The sequence below is a fragment of the Microcella sp. genome (assembly GCF_046296455.1).
Classification (GTDB): Bacteria; Actinomycetota; Actinomycetes; order Actinomycetales; family Microbacteriaceae; genus Microcella.
On the sequence record NZ_JBKBLF010000015.1, the window covers coordinates 44,606 to 62,650 of the forward strand.

Annotated in this window: 18 protein-coding genes; 15 read left to right on the forward strand and 3 right to left on the reverse strand. The window is 71.5% G+C overall.

The window, feature by feature from the left end:
* Positions 1-35: 35 nt before the first annotated feature.
* Positions 36-959: a tyrosine recombinase XerC gene (locus tag ACK4HH_RS09200; protein ID WP_409651025.1), complete on the forward strand. Its 924-nt coding sequence runs from the start codon at positions 36-38 to the stop codon at positions 957-959.
* A 55-nt stretch (positions 960-1,014) separates the two neighbouring features.
* Here the strand turns inward: ACK4HH_RS09200 and ACK4HH_RS09205 are convergent, their stop codons facing one another.
* On the reverse strand, positions 1,015-1,515 hold the full coding sequence (locus tag ACK4HH_RS09205) for a peptidoglycan DD-metalloendopeptidase family protein (RefSeq protein WP_409650979.1): 501 nt from the start codon (positions 1,513-1,515) through the stop codon (positions 1,015-1,017).
* 281 nt (positions 1,516-1,796) lie between these two features.
* On the opposite strand from ACK4HH_RS09205, the gene rpsB reads away from it, so the two are divergent.
* From rpsB to ACK4HH_RS09265, 12 genes are all read left to right on the forward strand, one after another.
* On the forward strand, positions 1,797-2,804 hold the full coding sequence (gene rpsB / locus ACK4HH_RS09210) for a 30S ribosomal protein S2 (RefSeq protein WP_409650981.1): 1,008 nt from the start codon (positions 1,797-1,799) through the stop codon (positions 2,802-2,804).
* A 10-nt stretch (positions 2,805-2,814) separates the two neighbouring features.
* Complete coding sequence (gene tsf / locus ACK4HH_RS09215; RefSeq protein WP_409650983.1) at positions 2,815-3,642, forward strand: translation elongation factor Ts; 828 nt, start codon at positions 2,815-2,817, stop codon at positions 3,640-3,642.
* A gap of 150 nt (positions 3,643-3,792) precedes the next feature.
* Positions 3,793-4,506, forward strand: coding sequence for a UMP kinase (gene pyrH / locus ACK4HH_RS09220; protein WP_409650985.1), 714 nt, complete (start codon positions 3,793-3,795; stop codon positions 4,504-4,506).
* 77 nt (positions 4,507-4,583) lie between these two features.
* Entirely contained in the window at positions 4,584-5,840 is a 1,257-nt protein-coding gene (locus ACK4HH_RS09225) for a hypothetical protein (protein WP_409650987.1), read from the forward strand.
* A gap of 44 nt (positions 5,841-5,884) precedes the next feature.
* Positions 5,885-6,775: an EamA family transporter gene (locus ACK4HH_RS09230; protein ID WP_409650989.1), complete on the forward strand. Its 891-nt coding sequence runs from the start codon at positions 5,885-5,887 to the stop codon at positions 6,773-6,775.
* Positions 6,776-6,892: 117 nt separating this feature from the next.
* A complete protein-coding gene (locus ACK4HH_RS09235) occupies positions 6,893-8,128 on the forward strand; it encodes a hypothetical protein (RefSeq protein ID WP_409650991.1) in 1,236 nt (411 codons plus the stop codon).
* 99 nt (positions 8,129-8,227) lie between these two features.
* Positions 8,228-8,782, forward strand: a complete 555-nt coding sequence (frr, locus tag ACK4HH_RS09240) for a ribosome recycling factor (RefSeq protein ID WP_409650993.1) — start codon at positions 8,228-8,230, stop codon at positions 8,780-8,782.
* A complete protein-coding gene (locus ACK4HH_RS09245) occupies positions 8,783-9,796 on the forward strand; it encodes a phosphatidate cytidylyltransferase (RefSeq protein WP_409650995.1) in 1,014 nt (337 codons plus the stop codon).
* 51 nt (positions 9,797-9,847) lie between these two features.
* Complete coding sequence (locus tag ACK4HH_RS09250) at positions 9,848-10,435, forward strand: DivIVA domain-containing protein (protein WP_409650997.1); 588 nt, start codon at positions 9,848-9,850, stop codon at positions 10,433-10,435.
* A 35-nt stretch (positions 10,436-10,470) separates the two neighbouring features.
* Positions 10,471-11,109, forward strand: a complete 639-nt coding sequence (locus tag ACK4HH_RS09255; RefSeq protein ID WP_409650999.1) for a transglycosylase SLT domain-containing protein — start codon at positions 10,471-10,473, stop codon at positions 11,107-11,109.
* 12 nt (positions 11,110-11,121) lie between these two features.
* Positions 11,122-11,424: a hypothetical protein gene (locus ACK4HH_RS09260; RefSeq protein ID WP_409651001.1), complete on the forward strand. Its 303-nt coding sequence runs from the start codon at positions 11,122-11,124 to the stop codon at positions 11,422-11,424.
* Positions 11,421-12,134: an alpha/beta hydrolase gene (locus ACK4HH_RS09265; protein WP_409651003.1), complete on the forward strand. Its 714-nt coding sequence runs from the start codon at positions 11,421-11,423 to the stop codon at positions 12,132-12,134. The genes ACK4HH_RS09260 and ACK4HH_RS09265 overlap by 4 nt, the downstream gene beginning before the upstream one ends.
* Positions 12,135-12,171: 37 nt before the next feature.
* Here ACK4HH_RS09265 and ACK4HH_RS09270 read toward each other — a convergent pair whose 3' ends face one another.
* Positions 12,172-13,233, reverse strand: a complete 1,062-nt coding sequence (locus ACK4HH_RS09270) for an AI-2E family transporter (protein WP_409651005.1) — start codon at positions 13,231-13,233, stop codon at positions 12,172-12,174.
* Between the two features lie 29 nt (positions 13,234-13,262).
* Positions 13,263-14,921 (reverse strand): DivIVA domain-containing protein, encoded by a 1,659-nt coding sequence (locus ACK4HH_RS09275; protein WP_409651007.1) that lies wholly within the window; start codon positions 14,919-14,921, stop codon positions 13,263-13,265.
* Between the two features lie 303 nt (positions 14,922-15,224).
* Here ACK4HH_RS09275 and ACK4HH_RS09280 point away from each other — a divergent pair, with 303 nt between their 5' ends.
* Together ACK4HH_RS09280 and ACK4HH_RS09285 are read left to right on the forward strand one after the other, a co-directional pair.
* Entirely contained in the window at positions 15,225-17,093 is a 1,869-nt protein-coding gene (locus ACK4HH_RS09280; RefSeq protein ID WP_409651009.1) for a hypothetical protein, read from the forward strand.
* On the forward strand, positions 17,090-18,010 hold the full coding sequence (locus ACK4HH_RS09285; protein ID WP_409651011.1) for a tetratricopeptide repeat protein: 921 nt from the start codon (positions 17,090-17,092) through the stop codon (positions 18,008-18,010). Before ACK4HH_RS09280 ends, ACK4HH_RS09285 begins: the two co-directional genes overlap by 4 nt.
* Positions 18,011-18,045: the final 35 nt, after the last annotated feature.

Genomic DNA, 18,045 nt, shown 5'->3' on the forward strand with positions numbered 1-18,045 from the left:
TGCGGCGCACGGTCGCGAAGGCGCATGCTGGTCGGGTGCACGAGCCGACCACCGCGCTGCGCGAGGCCATCGCGCTCTATCTGCGCGCCGTCGAGCTCGAGCGGGGCGCGAGCGCGCACACCGTGCGCGCCTATGCGGGCGACCTCGAGACCTTCGCCGCCTTCGTCGAGCAGCGCGGCGCTGAGCCCGACCCGGCCCTCATCGACCTCGAGCTGCTGCGCGAGTGGGTGTGGAGCCAGAGCGACACGGGCCTCGCCGCCTCGACGCTTGCGCGCCGCGCCTCGACCCTGCGCGGCTTCACCGCCTGGTTGGCGCGCACCGGTCGCGCGCCCGCCGACGCCGCGGCCCGGCTGCGCGCGCCGCGCCCCGATCGCCACTTGCCCCGCGTGCTGTCGCGTGCGCACGTGGATGCCCTGCTCGACGGCCTCGCCGCCCGCGCCGCGACACGCGACCCGCTGGCGCTGCGCGACCTCGCGATGATCGAGCTGCTCTACGCGAGCGCGCTGCGCGTGAGCGAGCTCGTCGGGCTCGACCTGGGCGACGTCGATGCCGCGCGGCGCGTCGTGCGCGTGCTCGGCAAGGGCGCGAAGGAGCGCGTGGTGCCGTTCGGCGTGCCGGCCGCTCGCAGCCTGGCCGGATACCTCGAGCACGGGCGGCCCGCGCTGCTCGGCGAGCGGTCGGACCCCGCACTCTTCCTCGGCGCTCGCGGGGCGCGCGAGTCGACCCGCGCGGTGTACGCGCTCGTCGCCGGGCTGCTCGCCGACCACCCCGGCACGGGGCCCTCGGGCCCGCACACGTTTCGGCACACGGCAGCCACACACCTGCTCGACGGCGGGGCCGACCTGCGCGCGGTGCAAGAGATCCTCGGCCACGCGAGCCTCGGCACGACCCAGATCTACACGCACGTGAGCGCCGAGCGACTCGCCTCGGTCTACCGCACAGCCCACCCGCGCGCCTGAGGCACAGCCCACCCGCGCGCCTAAGGCACAGCCCACCCGCGCGCCTGAGGCGTGGTCAGCCGAGCGGCAGCAGCACCGCGCGCTGCAGGCCGCCCAGGTAGAGCAGCGGCGAGACGTACTCGCCCGCGACGCGCACGCCGAGGTGCACGCACGGACGTGCGCAGTGCCCGGGCTCGAGCGTGCCGATGACCTGGCCCGCCTCGACGGCGTCGCCCGTCGCCACGAGCGGTGACACGGGCTCGACCGTCGCGAGCACCTGGCCCTGCCGAACGGTGATGACCGGGCGGTCGACGACCACGCCCGCGAAGTGCACGACGCCGCTCATCACCGCGCGCACCGCGACGGCCGAACCGTCGGCGGCGAGGTCGGCGCCGCGGTGGCCAGCGCTGTACGGCGTTGCGGGGGCGAGGAACGGCCGCACGACGATGCGCGGCCCCGCGACGGGCCACACCCATCCCGACGCGGCCGGTGCGACCGCGGCGGGCGCGGGCGCAGCGGGCGACCCGGGCAGGCCGAGCACGAGCAGGGGGACGAGGGCGAGCACGGCGCGGCGCATGCCGACAGCATCGGGGTGCGCGCCGCATCCGGATGCCCGGACAGGCCCCGCGGGGGAGAACTCGACGCCCGCGAAGGGCGCGGGGGAGCGGTGATATGCTGGCAGACGCAGTCGCGCGTGTCGCGGCTGACTTCGCGTGTCCATTTCGTGGCGCACACTCCCATCAGTCCTGGCGGTCCCCGAGCGATCGGGGGCACAACCGTGCGGGTCGGGAGCAGCGCCGGGCACCAGGGCCCCTCCCGTCGGGCGGGGCGACAACTGAGAACAGAAGGAGTACGGCCATGGCCGTCGTCACTATTCGCCAGCTGCTCGACAGCGGCGTGCACTTCGGGCACCAGACCCGCCGCTGGAACCCGAAAGTCAAGCGCTTCATCCTGACCGAGCGCAGCGGCATCCACATCATCGACCTGCAGCAGTCGCTCGCCTACATCGACAAGGCCTACGACTTCGTCACCGAGACGGTCGCACACGGCGGCACGATCCTCTTCGTCGGCACCAAGAAGCAGGCGCAAGAGTCGATCGCCGAGCAGGCCACGCGCGTCGGCCAGCCCTACGTCAACCAGCGCTGGCTCGGTGGTCTGCTGACCAACTTCCAGACCGTGTCGAAGCGTCTCGCGCGCATGAAAGAGCTCGAAGAGCTCGACTTCGACGACACCACCAAGGGCTTCACCAAGAAAGAGCTGCTGATCAAGAAGCGCGAGCTCGACAAGCTGCACAAGTCGCTCGGCGGTATCCGCAACCTCACGAAGACCCCGAGCGCCATGTGGGTCGTCGACCCCAAGCGCGAGCACCTCGCCATTGACGAGGCCAAGAAGCTCGGCATCCCCGTCATCGGCATCCTCGACACCAACGCCGACCCCGACGAGCTCGCGTACCCGATCCCGGGCAACGACGACGCCATCCGCTCGGTGGCGCTGCTGACGCGCATCATCGCGGATGCTGCTGCCGAGGGTCTGATCCGCAAGCACGCGAAGCCCGAGGCCGAGGGCAACGTCTCGGCCGTCGAGCCCCTCGCCGAGTGGGAGCGCGAACTGCTCGAGCAGGGCGCTGCCGCCGCTGAGGCCCCCGCTGCCGAGGCGCCCGTCGCCGAGGTCGCTGCCGCCGAGGCCCCCGTCGCCGAGGCCCCCGCGGCCGAGGTCGTCGAGGAGCCGGCCGCGGAGGTCGTCGCTGAGGCCCCCGCTGCTGAGGAGCCCGCCGCCGAGGCCCCCGCCGAGAAGCCGGCCAAGAAGGCCCCCGCCAAAAAGAAGCCCGCCGCCGAGGCTGACGCCCCGGCCGCTGAGACCGAGTAAGGACACCTCTATGGCGAACGTCAGCCTGGAAGACATCAAGACCCTGCGCGAGCGCCTCGGCACCGGCATGGTCGACACGAAGAACGCCCTGGTCGAGGCCGAGGGCGACCTCGAGAAGGCCACCGAGATCTTGCGGCTCAAGGGCGCGAAGGGCAACGCGAAGCGTGCCGACCGCTCGACGAGCGAGGGCCTCATCGCCGCTCACGAGGCCGCTGGTGCGACCACGATGATCGAGCTCGCGTGCGAGACCGACTTCGTCGCCAAGGGCGAGAAGTTCGTCGCCCTCGGTGAGCGCGTGCTCGCCGCTGTCGTCGCCGCCGGTGCCGGCACGGTCGAGGCGGCCCTGGCCGCGTCGGTCGACGGCTCGACGGTCGCCGCGATCATCGACGAAGAGGCCGCGATCATCGGCGAGAAGTTCGAGCTGCGTCGCGTGGCGCGCCTCGAGGGCTCGCAGTTCGCGATCTACCTGCACCGCACCAACAAAGACCTGCCCCCGCAGGTCGGCGTGGTCGTGGCCTACGAGGGTTCCGACGCCGAGACGGCGCGCAGCATCGCGCAGCACATCTCGTTCGCCGACCCGCAGTACCTGAGCCGCGACGAGGTTCCGGCCGAGGCGGTCGAGACCGAGCGCCGCATCGTCGAAGAGATCTCGCGCAACGAGGGCAAGCCCGAAGCCGCGCTGCCGAAGATCGTCGAAGGCCGCGTCGGCGCCTTCTTCAAGCAGGTCGCCCTGCTCGAGCAGGACTACGCGCGCGACAACAAGCTCACGGTCTCGACCGTGCTGAAAGACGCGGGTCTGACCGTGACGGGCTTCGCCCGCTTCAAGGTCGGCGCCTAGCTCGCAGAACCGTGAAGGGCCCGAGACGCGTGAGCGACTCGGGCCCTTCTTCCTGCCCGTGTGCCGCGGTCGCCCGAGCGTGCGGCCCCCCGTGAGGCGCGCGCGCACCGCTACGCTGAACCCGACCCCGAGACGAATGGATGCTCCGCCATGACCGAACCCCGCCGCCGTCGCGTTCTGCTCAAGCTCTCGGGCGAGGCGTTCGGGGGAGGGTCGCTCGGGGTCAATCCCGACGTCGTGAGCGCGATCGCGCGCGAGATCGCCGAGGCGGCGACCGATGTCGAGGTGGCGATCGTCGTGGGCGGCGGCAACTTCTTCCGCGGCGCCGAGCTGAGCCAGCGCGGCATGGACCGCGGCCGCGCCGACTACATGGGCATGCTCGGCACCGTCATGAACGCGCTCGCGCTGCAAGACTTCCTCGAGCAGGCGGGTGCCCAGGTGCGCGTGCAGTCGGCGATCCAGATGACCCAGGTGGCCGAGCCGTATATTCCGCTGCGCGCCGAGCGCCACCTCGAGAAGGGCCGCGTCGTCATCTTCGGCGCGGGCGCGGGCCTGCCCTACTTCTCGACCGACACGGTCGCCGCGCAGCGGGCGCTCGAGATCGGCGCGGTCGAGGTGCTCGTGGCCAAGAACGGCGTCGACGGCGTGTACAGCGACGACCCGCGGCGCAACCCCGACGCCCGCAAGCTCGACGCCATCACCTATCAAGAGGCGCTCGTCACGGGCCTCAAGGTCGTCGACTCGACGGCGTTCTCGCTGTGCATGGACAACGGCATGCCCATGGTGGTCTTCGGCATGGAGCCGGGCGGCAACATCGCGCGGGCGATCCGCGGCGAGCGCATCGGCACGCGCGTCTCGAACTGAGCGGACCGGTGGCCGGTTAGGTATGATCTAAGGGACGCGATCGCGTCGCCCGCCGACGACCTGCCGGGAGAGCATCCATGACCGACGCCGTCACCATCGACACGGGCGTGCCCGGCATCAGCGTGCGGCTCTCGCCCACCGAGCGCTTCACCTTCGGAAGCTTCGTCGACTGCAACATGGCCACGGCCTGGGTCGGTGACCGCTTCCGCATCTTCCCGGGCAAGTACGGCGAAGACCCCGTGTGGGGTCAGGCGAACGAGCTCAAGCACGCCGACGGTGCGACCGTGACCGAGGCCTTCTCGCGGCGCCCCGACGAGTTCGTCGAGCCGACGATGCCACCCAACACCCCGCCCGGCGAGCCCGGCCTGCACGGCGCCGTCTGGTTCGAGACCGTCTACCAGGACCCGTCGGACGGCACCGGGCGCACCCTCTACGCGCTGTACCACAACGAGAACTACCCCGAGACGCTGCCCTACGACCCCGTGACGGGCGAGGGGCTGCGGGCCGACGACTGGCCGCCCGGGCTGACCGGCCCCGAGTCGGTGCAGGCCGTGCCCCGCATCGGCATCATGAAGTCGGTCGACGGCGGAGAGAGCTGGGCCAATCGCGGCATCCTGCTCGAAGATCGCGACGAGCGCATGATCCGGCTGCCCGTCAACCGCAACAACTGTTTTCCGGGCGGGGTCGGCGACCCGAGCGCCGTCGCCTCGGGTGATCACCTCTACGTGTTCTACGGCGAGTACGCCTACCCCGAGGCGTGGGATGCCCGCACGTGGTCGCGCGAGACCGAGGCCGCGGCGCAGTGCGTGAGCGTGGCCCGCGTGCCGCTCGCCGCGCTCGACGAGCCCACGGGTGCCGCGCGGCGTTGGAACGGCACGGCCTTCGATGCCCCGTGGGACGGCGTCGGGCAGCCGATCACGAGCCTGCGCATCCCGGCATCGGAGGGCGGCGGTGCCGTCTCGCAGGGCGACGAGCTGTACTACTGGGGCCCCTCGGTCAGCTGGAACGAGCACCTCGAGGCCTGGGTCATGCTGCTCGGCCGGGTCGACGGCAGTTTCTGGGTGGGTGACAGCCTGTTCCTCTCGATCAACCCGCACCGCGACCTCGGCGAGGGCGACAACGCCCAGCAGTGGTCGACGCCCGTGCGCATCGTGCACCGCCCCGGCCACACGCTCTGGTACCCCTCGCTGCAGCCGACCGACTCGCCTGACGACCTCGCGGCGAAGCGCACGTGCTTGCGCCTCGGTCGCGAGGCCCGGCTGTTCTTCAAAGACATGGCGGGCGACGAGCACGTGTACATCAGCGACTACCGCGTGGAGTTCGAGCGCACGTGATCGCCGCGGCGGCGCAGCCTTGCGAGCGCGCCTAGGCTGATCGCGTGATCGCCGCCCTGCTCGTCGCCGGCGCCGCCATCGCCCACGCGGTGTGGAACATCGCGATGAAGCGCGCGGGCACGAGTGGAACGACGTTCATTACCGCGACGCTCGTGATCGGGGTCGTGGCGCTCGCGCCGGTCGGGGTGCCGGCTCTCGTCGTGGCACCCCCCGCGAGCGCCGCGTTCGTGCCGCTCGTGCTCGGCAGCGCGGCGCTGCAGCTCGCGTACTTCTTGCTGTTGCAGCGCGGCTACCGCCTGGCCGATGTCGGCGTCGTGTACCCGCTCGCGCGCGGCGCCGGTCCGCTGCTGAGCGTCGTCGGCGCGGTGCTGCTGCTGGGCGAGCGGCCCGGCGCCGTCGCGCTCGCGGGCGCGGCGCTCGTCGTGGCCGGGGTCGTGATCGTGGGGCTCGCGGGAGCCCGCGCGGGCGCAGACGCCGGCGGCGAGGTCGTGCATGCCGACGCCGCGGCCCGTCGCTGGCGCGGCATCCGCTACGGTGCGGCGGTCGGCGTGGTCATCGCCGCGTACACGCTGTGGGATGCGGCCGCTGTCACGCGCGCCGATCTCGAGCCCGTCGGCTACTACTGGGCGAGCATGGTCGTGCAGTTGGCTGTGCTGCTGCCGCTCGCCCTGCGCGAGCGCGGGGCGCTCGCGCGAACCGTGCGCGAGCATCCCGTCGCCGTGTCGCTCGTCGGCGTGCTGTCGCCGCTGGCCTACGTCGCGGTGCTCGCCGCCTATACGCTCGCGCCCGTCTCGCTCGTGGCGCCCGCGCGCGAGGTGAGCGTCGTGCTGATCGCCCTCGCCGGCTGGCTGCTGCTGCGCGAGCCGCACCCGGCACGCCGACTGCTCGGGAGCGCCGTCGTGCTGGCCGGCATCGCGTTGCTCGCCTTCGGCTGATCGCGGTCTGTCTCGGCGTCGTTTCAGCGAATTCCGGGCAAATTGCCAGCCGAGTGCTATCATCCAGAAGGCGAATGTCGTTCATCCGTCGTGCTCTCTGCGAAAGGACCCACTTCCATGGCTCGTCCCGCATCCGCTGGCCGCCGCATCATCGCTGCTTCTGCAGCGCTCGCTCTCGCGAGTGCGGGCGTGCTCGTCACCGCCTCGAGCGCCGCGGCGGCGGATGCCGATGTCGCGACCTCCGACTGGCTCTGGGAGGCCGTTGACGACCGAGCCGGGTTGATCGACGACGCCGCGTCGTACTTCGTCGACTACCTCGACACCCCGCTCGACCTCTACGGCTTCACCGACGACGCCTTCGACGGGTTCCTCGAGGACGAGGTCGACGTCACCCTCGGCGCGACAACCCTGGGCGTCACGTTCACGAGCACCGCGAGCGACTGGGTCGACTTCGGCCTGAGCGAGTTCACGGCCACCGCGTCGGCCGACTTCGGCGACGGCGACATTCTCGAGATCACGCGAACGCTCGAAGTGCAGGGCTCGTTCGCCCGGTGGTCATGGGCCATGACCACGAGCGGTGGCGCTCCCCTGGCCGACTACACGATCGACACTGTCGGCGACCTCGGTTCTGATGGCGGCAGCATCTTCCTGACCCCCTCGGGATCGACGATGGTGTCGTACGAAGACGGCGGGGGAGACCCGGTCATCGGCTACTCCGTGGCGGGAGCCACCTACGTGGCCACCGACGGCGACGAAGACGTCGAGTTCTCGTTCACGGCCGACGACGCGCCCGTATTGACGCTCGCGCTGCTCGAGTACGACCCCTGCTCGCTCGACGACGCCATTACCGCGATGCAAGATCTGCTGCCGACGCTCGCCGCCGACTTCGGTGACACGCTCGACCCCGTCTACGCCGACGACTGCCTCTCGGTCGACGAGCCCGACGCGGTGACCGGCCCGACAGACCAGCGACTCGAGTTCGTGCAGCAGGAGGGCCTCGACGACTGGGGCTACATCTACGACGGCGCTGTCGACGACGGACTCACGGTGCGGGTGCTCGGTGCCCCCGCGGGACTCTCGTTCTCGGTCGTCGCCGACCCGGACACCAACCTGCCGCAGCTGCGCATGACCGGCACGCCGACCGACGGGGGCGGCGAGGTTCGCGTGCTGCTGTACTTCGCCGATGGCGACTCCAGCGGCGATGAGCCGTTGATCGTGACCTTCGACGTGGTGGTCGAGCTCGCGGCGACCGGACCGGCCGATATCGCCCCGATCGCGATCGGCTCTGCCGCCGTGCTCGTCGGTCTTGGAGCCCTGCTGCTCGTGCTGCGCCGCCGCGCGACCACGCGCTGAGCGACGCCGCATCCGCACCATCAGGGGCGTGCATCCGCGGATGCGCGCCCCTGATGCGCGCCCACTAGACTCGGGGTCGACCCACCGAAGGAGCCGCACGTGATCGCCGATGTTCTGGCCGAAGCCACCGAGAAGATGACCAAGGCCGTCGAGGTCGCGAAAGAGGACTTCGCGACCGTGCGCACGGGCCGGGCGAATCCGCAGCTGTTCCAGAAGATCCTCGTCGAGTACTACGGCACGCCCACGCCGCTCGCGCAGCTCGCGAGCCTGCAGAACCCCGAGGCGCGCACCATTCTCATCACGCCCTACGACAAGAGCGCGCTGAAAGAGATCGAGAAGGCGATCGTCAACTTCCCGAACCTCGGGGCGAGCCCCAACAACGACGGCGAGATCATTCGCGTGACGATGCCCGAGCTGACGGAAGACCGTCGCAAAGAGTACGTCAAGATCGTCAAGCAGAAGGCCGAAGACTGCAAGGTCGCCATCCGCAACATCCGCCGCAAGGCGAAAGACGACCTCGACGCCCTCAAGAGCGAGGTCGGCGACGACGAGGTGGCCCGCGCCGAGAAAGAGCTCGAGGCCATCACGAAGCGCGCCACCGACGCCGCGGAGGACGCGCTCAAGAAGAAGGAAGCCGAGCTGCTCGAGGTCTAGATGCCCGAGACGCCCGAATCCGCGCCGCCCACAGCGGCACCCGAGCACGAGGCCCCGCGCACCGCGCGGCGGCCCGCTCGAGGCCGTGCCGGCTCGGCGCGCGGCGAGGTCGAGGCGGCCATCCACGACATCGAGAACACGGTGCACAATCTCGAGGCGAAAGCGCGCGAGATGGATGCCCGCATCGAAGCCCGCGCCGGTCGCAGCCTGACCAAGGCCATCTTCTTCGGTCTCGTGCTGGGCTTCGCGCTGCTGTTCAGCCTCATCGTCATCAAGCAGCTGTTCATGATCTTCGTGGCAGCGCTCGTGGCCTTCACGGTCTACGAGCTCGCGAGCGCGCTGCGGTTCGCGGGGCGCGATATTCCGCGCATCCCGCTCGTCATCGCGGCGATCGGGGTCGTGCCGCCCGCGTTCTACCTCGGCGCGCCGGGGCTCTGGTGGGCGTTCCTCGCGGGCGTTGCCTTCGTGAGCCTCTGGCGCATCGTCGAGACTGCGCGGCCGGCCATGCGCCAGCCGGGGGTCTCGCTGCGCACCGACCTGGCCGCGGGCGTCTTCGTGCTCAGCTACGTGCCGCTGCTCGCGGGGTTCGCGGTCGTCATGACCGCCCAGCCGCGCGGCGAGTGGTGGGTGCTCGCGTACCTCATCGTCGTCATCGCGATCGACACCGGCGCCTACGCGGCGGGCGTGCTCTTCGGCAAGCACCCCATGGCGCCGCGCATCAGCCCGAAGAAGACCTGGGAGGGCTTCGCGGGCTCGGTCGTCGCCGCGACCCTCGCGGGCATCCTGCTCGCCGTGCTCATGATCGGCACCGAGTGGTGGGTGGGCCTCGTGCTCGCCCTCACCCTCGTGGGCGTCGCGACGCTCGGCGATCTCACCGAGTCGCTCATCAAGCGCGACCTCGGCATCAAAGACATCTCGACGTGGCTGCCCGGCCATGGCGGGTTCCTCGACCGGCTCGACTCGATGTTGCCGTCGACGATCGCCGCCTACGTCATCTTCACGCTGCTGGGCTGAGCCGCGCGCCGCCTGGCGCGGCGGGGTCGACGACTGCGGCAGAATGGTGCGGTGACCTCGACCTTTCCCCTCGCCCGATCGGGCAAGCCCGGCTACGACGCCGAGGAGGTCGACGCGTTCCTCGAGCGGGCCCGCGAGGCGTTCTCAGCCCCCGCGCCGATGAGCCCCGACCCCGACGGCACCTCGGCCGACGCCCCCGCAGTGCTCTCGAGCGACGAGATCCGGCACACGGCGTTCCGCGTCGTGCGCAAGGGCGGCTACTCGGCCCGGCACGTCGACGCGGCGCTCGAACGGCTCGAAGAGGCGTTCGCGGGGCGCGAGCGCGATCAGGCCATCGCGCGCATCGGGGCCGAGGCGTACTACGCCGAGGCACGCGCGACGGCGCAAGAGATCATCGATCGCCTCGCCCGACCGGCCGCAAAGAAGTTCCGACGGCTCAGCCCGCTCACACGCGGCTACCACCCGGCCGACGTCGATGCTTTCGCCGTGCGTATCTTGGCCTACTTCGAGAACGGCCAGGCGCTGCCCGTCGAGACGGTGCGCACGATCGCCTTCCGACCGCGCTACCGCGGCTACGACGAGGCGCAGGTCGACCTGCTGCTCGACACCGTGATCGGCCTCATGCTGGCTGTTCGCTGACCCCCGCGGGGCCCGTCGGGTAGAATCGGGGCACTGTGGGAAAGCATGCTTCGACGTCGACGCGCCCCACTGCGGTGACCGAGCGGTGGATGCGCGCCGATCGGCGACCCCTCCCGGCCTCGACCGAGCGGCACGTGCGCACCCCCTGGTCGCTGCCCGTCTTCGCCTCGGTCGTCTCGCTGGCTTTCGTGCTCGTGTCGATTACCGACCACTCGCCGGCCATGGCGCTCGAGGTCATGGCGCCCGCCTCGGCTCCGCAGACGCAGGTGCTCGCGGCGACCGACGACTACGTCAGCAGCATCGAGCGCACGCAGTGGAAGACCTCGCAGGTCGTCACGTACGGCACGGCTCCCGCCGCGGGCACCCCCGACCCGGGATCGGCCAAGGCGATCGCGCTCGAGATGGTGACGGCGCGCGGCTGGTCGCAGAACCAGTACAACTGCCTCGTCGCCCTGTGGAACAAGGAGTCGGGCTGGAACGTCTACGCCCACAACAAGAGTTCGGGCGCCTACGGCATCCCCCAGGCTCTCCCCGGCACCAAGATGGCCTCGGCGGGCGCCGACTGGGCGACTAACCCCCGCACCCAGATCACGTGGGGCCTCGGCTACATCCAGGGCCGGTACGGCGACCCTTGCGGCGCTTGGGGGCACAGCCAGCGCGTCGGCTGGTACTAGGCCCGCGCATCCATGCCCCGCAGCAATCGACCGCGCAGCCGGCGGCGCGGCGACGACGACGGTGAGCCGCTCGACCTCGACCGCCTGAGCTTTGGGCTGCGCCGCACCGAGGTCAAGCGCTCGGGAACCTGGAACGTGCAGCCCGTCTCGGCCGCCTCGGCGCAGAAGGTGTACCTCTGCCCGGGCTGCCGCCTCGACGTGCCGGTGGGCCAGGCGCACATCGTCGCCTGGCGCGCCGACGGGCTCATGGGCGAGCAGGCCGATCTGGCCGATCGTCGGCATTGGCACGCCCACTGCTGGAGGATGGAACCATGAGCGAGCCGATCCGCAGCGCCACCGTGCTTGCCGCCGTGCGCACCGACATCGAGTTGCGCACGCCCGACGGTCTGACGCTCGTCGGCGAGCTCTCGATGCCCGAGAGCCACGATCCCGTCGCGACGCTCGTGTGCTTGCATCCGCTGCCGACGGCGGGCGGCTACATGGACTCGCACATCATCCGCAAGGCTGCCGCGCGACTGCCCGCGCTCGCCGACATCGCCGTGCTGCGCTTCAACTTTCGCGGCGTGAGCTCACCGCGCGGCACGAGCGAGGGTTCGTTCGGGCACGGCGACGACGAACGGTTCGATCTGGATGCGGCGATGGCCTTCGTCGTCGAACGCGGTCTTCCCGACCCCTGGCTGCTCGGCTGGTCGTTCGGCACCGAGGTGGCGCTCAAGCACGGCCTCGAGCACGACATCGTCGGAGCGATTCTGCTCTCGCCGCCCCTGCACCGCACGAGCGCCGACGAGGTCGCGGCCTGGGCGGGCAGCGGCAAGCGCCTGGTCGTCGTGGTGCCCGAGCTCGACGACTACCTGCGGCCGCCCGAGGCGCTCGAGCGCTTCGCAAGCGTGCCCGAGCGCGAGTTCGTAGCGGTCGAGGGCGGCAAGCACCTGTGGGTCGGCGAGAACCAGACCGTGCGCGTGCTGAGCGAGATCGTCGCGCGGCTCAATCCCGCGGTACTGCCGCTGCCGACCGAGTGGCCGTGACCACGCGAGCAGCGCGCGCCTGAGCGCAGCCGCGCGGCTACTTCTCTTCGAGCTTCGGCACGACCACCTGATCGATGATGATCAGGATCGAGGCGGCCACGGGGATGGCGATGAGCGCCCCGAGGATGCCGAGCAGCGTGCCGCCGATGAGAGCAGCGATGACGACGACGACCCCGGGCACCTTGACGGCGCGGTTCATGATGTTGGGGCTGAACACGTAGGCCTCGACCTGCATGTAGACGAGGTACCAGATGCCCGCCGCGACGACGGTGATGATCGAGTCGGGGTTGACGAGCAGCTGGGTCGAGACGATGAGGATCGAGCCTGACAGGGTTCCGACGAGCGGCACGAGCGAGAACAGGAACGCGATGAAGGCGAAGAGCGCCGGGTAGGCCGCTCCGATGATGCTGAGGAAGATGAAGCTCAGCAGGCCGTTGATGAAGGCCAGGGTGACCTGACCCACGACGTAGCGGCCGACGGCCTGCGCCACCTGCTCAGAGATATCGATGAACTGCTCGCGGCGCGAGCGCGGAACGAGCCGGTAGAGCGCGCGCTTCATCGAGCTCAGCGAGGCCGTGAAGTACAGCGTGAGGATCAGGATGATGAGGGCGCCGAACACGCCGGTCGCGATCGACACGCTGACCGAGAGCACCCCGCCGCCGATCTGCGCGAGGTTGTCGGGGTCAGTGAGGTACACGAGCGCGTCTTGCGCCGCGGCGCGCACATCGAGGATCTCGATCGGGATGATGCTCTGCACCTGCGCGAGCAGCTCGTCGAGCGAGGCCGGGTTGGTGACGTACTCGGTGATCTGCGCGATGAGCTTCGACGACTGCTCGACGACGACGGGGATGATCGCGAACACGAGGCCGGCGAAGAGCCCAAGCACGCCCAGCAGCACCGTGAGGATCGCGGCCCAGCGGGGCCACTTGCGCGACTCGAGCCACGAGATGAGCGGGTCGAGCCCGAGCGCGATGAAGATCGCGGCGCCGATGTAGGTGAGGATCGTGGCGAGCGAGGCGAAGGCGCCGCCGATGAGCAGGGCGATGAGCACGCCCAGCCCGCCGAAGATGCCGAGTCGGAACGCGTTCTGGATCTTCACCGTTGTCCTCCGGTCGTGGTCGACGAGGACTACTCGTCGCGGGTCGAGAGCGCCTCTGCCTGCGACAGTACCCCGCGCAGTCCTTCGAAGTACCCCGCCACGGCGTCGCGCTCGACGCGGATGCGGGACATGCGCTCTTCGGCGTCGGCGACCATGGCCGCCGTGCGCTCTTCGGCGTCGCGCAGCAGCTCGGCGGCGCGACGCTCGGCGTTCGCGAGCACCTCGCGCGCGGTCGCATCGGCGGTCGACCGCAGGCTCTCGGCGGTATCGCGAGCCGAGCGTTCGAGCGCCTCGGCCTCGGTGCGCACGGCGGCCGCGCGCTCCTGCGCGGCCGTGAGCTGCGCCGTCGCTTCGTCGAGATAGCGCTGCGTCTGCGCCACGGCCTCTTGCTGGCGGCTGAGGTACTCGCGCTCGGCCTCTTCGCGACGTGCCGTCAGCTCGACATCGAGGTCGATGCGAGCCTGCTCGGCCTCGCGGGCGAGTCGGGCGCGGTGCTCGTCGGCGGCATGCTGCAGCTGCGCGCGCTGCTGCTCGGCCGCGTCGGCGAGCTCGCGGCGTTGCGCCTGGCCCGCGCGCTCGAGCGCCGTGCTCTGCTCGGCGGCGGCGGCGGCGTGGGCGGCGCGCTGCTCGGCGACCTCGCGCTCGACCGCGGCGCGCGCCTCGGCGATCTCGCGGTCAGCGGTGGCGCGGGCGTCAGCCACCTCGTGGGCAAGAGCAGTGCGCGTGCTCGACACTTCTTCGGCCAGCGCGGTGCGGGCGGACTCGAGCTCGAGCTCGAGCGCGGCACGGCCGGCGCTGATGTGCTGCTCGAGGGCCGACCGGCTGCGGGTCTCGAGCTGCTCGACCTCGGCCCGGCGTCGGGCCTCCTCGGCCTCCCACTCGCTCTGCCGGCGGGCGAGCTCGCCCTCGACCTCGGCGCGGGCGGCGCTCAGCTCGGTCTCGAGGTCGGCGCGCGCATTGCGCACGTCATCGTCGAGCTGCGCACGGCGCGCGGTGTCGTCGCTCTCGAACGCGGCTCGTGCCCGCTCGGTGTCGCGCGCGAGCGCCCCGGCCGCCTCGCGGGCCTCGGCCACCTCGCGGTCGGCGACGACCCGCAGCTCGGCGAGCTCGCGCTCGGTCTCGGCGCGCAGTGCGGCCGCCTCGCGCTTCGCGGTGGCACGGGCCTCGGCGGCCTCGGTCGCGACGGCGCCCCGGATAGCGGCGGCTTCGCGGGTCGCCTCCTGCACGAGCGCGTCGGCCTCGGCCCGGGCACGGGTGATGGTCTCGTCGGCCTCGCGTGCGGCCGACTCGGTCAGCTGCGCCGCGCGCGCGGCGGCCTCGGTGACCATGCGCTCGGTGCGCTCGGCGGTCTCGGCCTGCAGGCGCTGCGCCTCGGTCTGGGCTGCGGCGCGCAGCTTCTCGGCGTCGATGTCGGCCTGGCTGATGAGCCGCGTCGACTGCTCTTCGGCGACGCGCAGCGTCTGCTCGAGCTTGGTGCCGAGTCCCGCGTAGGTGGGGCGCCCGACCTCGTCGAGCTCGGCCTGCAGGTCGTCGATGACGGCCTGCAGCCGACCGACCTCTTTCGCCGCCTCGGCGCGATCGGTGTTCGACTTGATCAGCTCGCGGCGGATCTCCTGCAGCGTTCGGTCGACGTCGTCGCGCTTGTAGCCGCGCATCTCGGTGCCGAAGTCGTACTCGGTGTCTGCCACGTGCCGTCTCCCGGAAGTAGGGGGGTGAACCCGTCCGAGTGTAGTCGGCGCACGGGTCTACATCGCCGCCGAGTCGCTCGGTGAGCGGGCCGCGACGCCCGCCCGAATGGGCGCTCAGCCGCGCATCCGCTATTCTGGAACGTCTTTGTTCTGCTGGACGACCGTTGTCCACGACGGGAATCGCCCGTCGTCGAGCGCAGGTCAGTCGAGGCGAGGCGTGTTCGACGCTCGCATCACGGCTGCACGGTCACGGGGCGCGACCGCCCCGGATCACGTCGTTCCAGCACGAGAGGAGGAGAACCCGTGCGGTTCATCGCAGCGATCGTGTTCTTCGTCGTCGCCGTCGTCGGAGTCGGTCTGGGGGTCGCCCAGCGCACCGTGTGGGCTCCGCCCGACCGCGTGACGGCCGACCTCGCGCTCGACACCCCGGTGTCGGTCACCGTCATCGACGGCAGCGCGCTCAACGCCTACGAGGGGCGCCAGACCGTCGAGATCAGGGGGGGCGTCGTCGCGTCGCCCGTTCCCGAGCCCGAGCCCTCCGACACCCCCGCGCAGGCTCCCGAGCCCACGGAGTCGGCCGACCCCGACGCCGCGACCACGACCGAGGTCGTGAGCGCCGCCTACGGCCGCACGAGCGACGTGCTCGCCTGGGTGGGTTCTGCCTCGTACACCCTCGTGACCTTCGACGCCGAGCTCGGCGAGCTCGTGACCGAGACCATCGCGGGCAGCGAGACCGTGGTGCCGAACCCCTACGGGGGCGACCTCTGGTACGGCGACTTCGAAGGCGAGGGCGAGCTCGCGCTGACGATCAACGTTCCCGATGACATCTCGCTGCTCGTCGTGTCTGACGGCACCCTGCCGGCCCCGCAGCAGCTCTCGATCACGTGGCCGCTCGACAGCAGCACGCCGTTCTCGACCATCCTCATTCTCGGCGGCGTCGGGTCGCTCGTCATCGGGCTGCTCTTCCTGCTCTGGGCGCTGCTGCACATGCGTCGTCAGCGCGGACCGCGCCGCAAGACGCCCAAGATGCCGAAGGTGCCCAAGCCCTCGCGCTACCGCCCGACCTCGAGCCGATCGTTGCTCGGTCGGCCGAAGGGCCGCCGCGCCGCGCAGCGCATCGCCCTGCTGCCCGCCCTGCTCGTCGGGTCGGTACTGCTCGCCGCCTGCACGACCGGGGGAGCGGGCGTCGTCGCGACGCCCACGCCCGAGGCGACCGAGGTCGCCGAGACCCCGGCCGTCGCCGTGACCGAGAACCAGCTCGAGCGCATCGTCTCGCGCATCGCCCTCACGATGCAGCAGGCCGATGACGAGCTCGACGCCGACCTCGCGGCGACGCGCCTCGCGGGCCCCGCGCTCGAGCTGCGCGAGGCGAGCTACACGATCCGCGACGACGAAGACGACTTCGCGATCGTGCCGTCGATCCCCGCGGGCGACGTGCAGCTCACCCTGCCGCAGCGGCTGCCCGCCGAGGGCGACACCTGGCCGCGCGCTGTGCTCGCGATCGTGCAGGCTCCGCCGACGGTCGACGACGAGGGGGTCGAGACGCAGACGCCGCCGCTTGCGGTGCTGCTCGTGCAGGATGACCCGCGCAGCCAGTACAAGGTGCACTACGCGATCACCGTGACCCTGCCCGAAGACGCTGATCGCCCCGAGGTCGCGCCCGCCGCCCTGGGCGCCCCGCTGCTGCCGCGCGACACCCCGCTGCTCGCCGTGAGCCCGGCCGATGTCGCCGCCGGCTATGCCGACCTGCTGCTCGAGGGGGAGGAGAGCGAATCCTTCCCGCTCTTCCAGGCGGAGGGCGACACGCTCGTCGAGCAGATCGGAGCAGCGGCCAAGGCCGAGCGCAAGGCCGACCTGCCCGACACCGCCTCGATCGCCTTCTCGAACGCTGTCGGCGAGGCCGAGATCTTCTCGTTCGTCACGAACGACGGCGGGGCGCTCGTGATGCTTTACCTGACCGAATCCGAGAGCGTCAAGCCCACGCAGGCCGGCGCTGCCGTCAACGCCCCGGCCGCCGTCGCGGCGCTCGCCGGTCGCTCGCAGAGCACGCGCGGCATCGTCGCGACCTACGGCATCCAGGTGCTGTTCTCGGTGCCGCCCGTCGGCAGCGACGAGCAGGTCGTGCTGCTGGGCTACACGCAGGGACTCATCGCCGCGAGGGAGATCCGATGACCGACGCCCGCCTGACGGGGGGCGCCCTGCGGGGTGCCGTCGACCTCTCGGGGCTCGTGCGGGCCGCTCAGGCCCCCGTGCCCGCGACCGGGGCGGCTGAGGCGTCGGCGCCCAGCGGGGGCGTCGTGCGCGACGTCGACGATGCCTCGTTCGGCGAGGTCGTCGAGCAGTCGCGCACCGTGCCCGTCGTCGTCGAGTTCTACGCCGACGGCATCGCCCCGGTGCTCGGGCCGATCGTCGCATCGTACGGTGGCCGGCTCGCGCTCGCGACCGTCGACGGCAATCGCAGCCCGCAGGTCGCGCAGGCCTTCCAGATCCAGCAGGTGCCCGCGGTCGTCGCCCTCGTGGGCGGGCGACCGCTGCCGCTCTTCGTGGGCATTCCGAGCGAGCCCGAGGTGCGCCAGGTGCTCGACCAGGTGCTCGAGCTCGCCGCGCAGAACGGCGTGACGGGCAGCATCCCCCTCGATGGCGACGCGGTCGCCGAGGAGGCGGCCGAGCCGCCCCTGCCGCCCCTGCACCAGGCGGCCTTCGACGCCATCAGCGCGGGCGACTACGCCGCAGCCGCCACGGCGTACCGCGCGGCGATCGCCCAGAACCCCCGCGACCAGCTGGCCGTCGCGGGCCTCGCACAGGTCTCGCTGCTGCAGCGACTCGAGGGGCTCGTGGCGGCCGACGTGCGCGCCGCCGCTGCCGCCGCCCCCGATGACGCGGATGCGCAGCTCGCGGTCGCCGACCTCGACCTCAGCGGGGGCCACGTCGACGACGCGTTCGCGCGCCTGCTGCGCGTCTTCCCCAGCCAGCAGGCCGAGGCGAAGGCGGCGATCCGCGCGCGGCTGCTCGACTACTTCGAGATCGTCGGCGTCGACGACCCGCGCACGATCGCGGGGCGCCGCGCGCTCACGAACCTGCTGTACTAGGCCCGCCCGTCGCGACCGGTCGCACCGCGGCGCCG

Excerpts from the sequence above, each read along its gene's own strand:
- ACK4HH_RS09205 (WP_409650979.1), bottom strand. The coding sequence starts at position 1,515 with ATGCGCCGCGCCGTGCTCGCCCTCGTCCCCCTGCTCGTGCTCGGCCTG.
- rpsB (WP_409650981.1), top strand. The coding sequence starts at position 1,797 with ATGGCCGTCGTCACTATTCGCCAGCTGCTCGACAGCGGCGTGCACTTC.
- tsf (WP_409650983.1), top strand. The coding sequence starts at position 2,815 with ATGGCGAACGTCAGCCTGGAAGACATCAAGACCCTGCGCGAGCGCCTC.
- pyrH (WP_409650985.1), top strand. The coding sequence starts at position 3,793 with ATGACCGAACCCCGCCGCCGTCGCGTTCTGCTCAAGCTCTCGGGCGAG.
- ACK4HH_RS09225 (WP_409650987.1), top strand. The coding sequence starts at position 4,584 with ATGACCGACGCCGTCACCATCGACACGGGCGTGCCCGGCATCAGCGTG.
- ACK4HH_RS09235 (WP_409650991.1), top strand. The coding sequence starts at position 6,893 with ATGGCTCGTCCCGCATCCGCTGGCCGCCGCATCATCGCTGCTTCTGCA.
- ACK4HH_RS09245 (WP_409650995.1), top strand. The coding sequence starts at position 8,783 with ATGCCCGAGACGCCCGAATCCGCGCCGCCCACAGCGGCACCCGAGCAC.
- ACK4HH_RS09260 (WP_409651001.1), top strand. The coding sequence starts at position 11,122 with ATGCCCCGCAGCAATCGACCGCGCAGCCGGCGGCGCGGCGACGACGAC.
- ACK4HH_RS09265 (WP_409651003.1), top strand. The coding sequence starts at position 11,421 with ATGAGCGAGCCGATCCGCAGCGCCACCGTGCTTGCCGCCGTGCGCACC.
- ACK4HH_RS09285 (WP_409651011.1), top strand. The coding sequence starts at position 17,090 with ATGACCGACGCCCGCCTGACGGGGGGCGCCCTGCGGGGTGCCGTCGAC.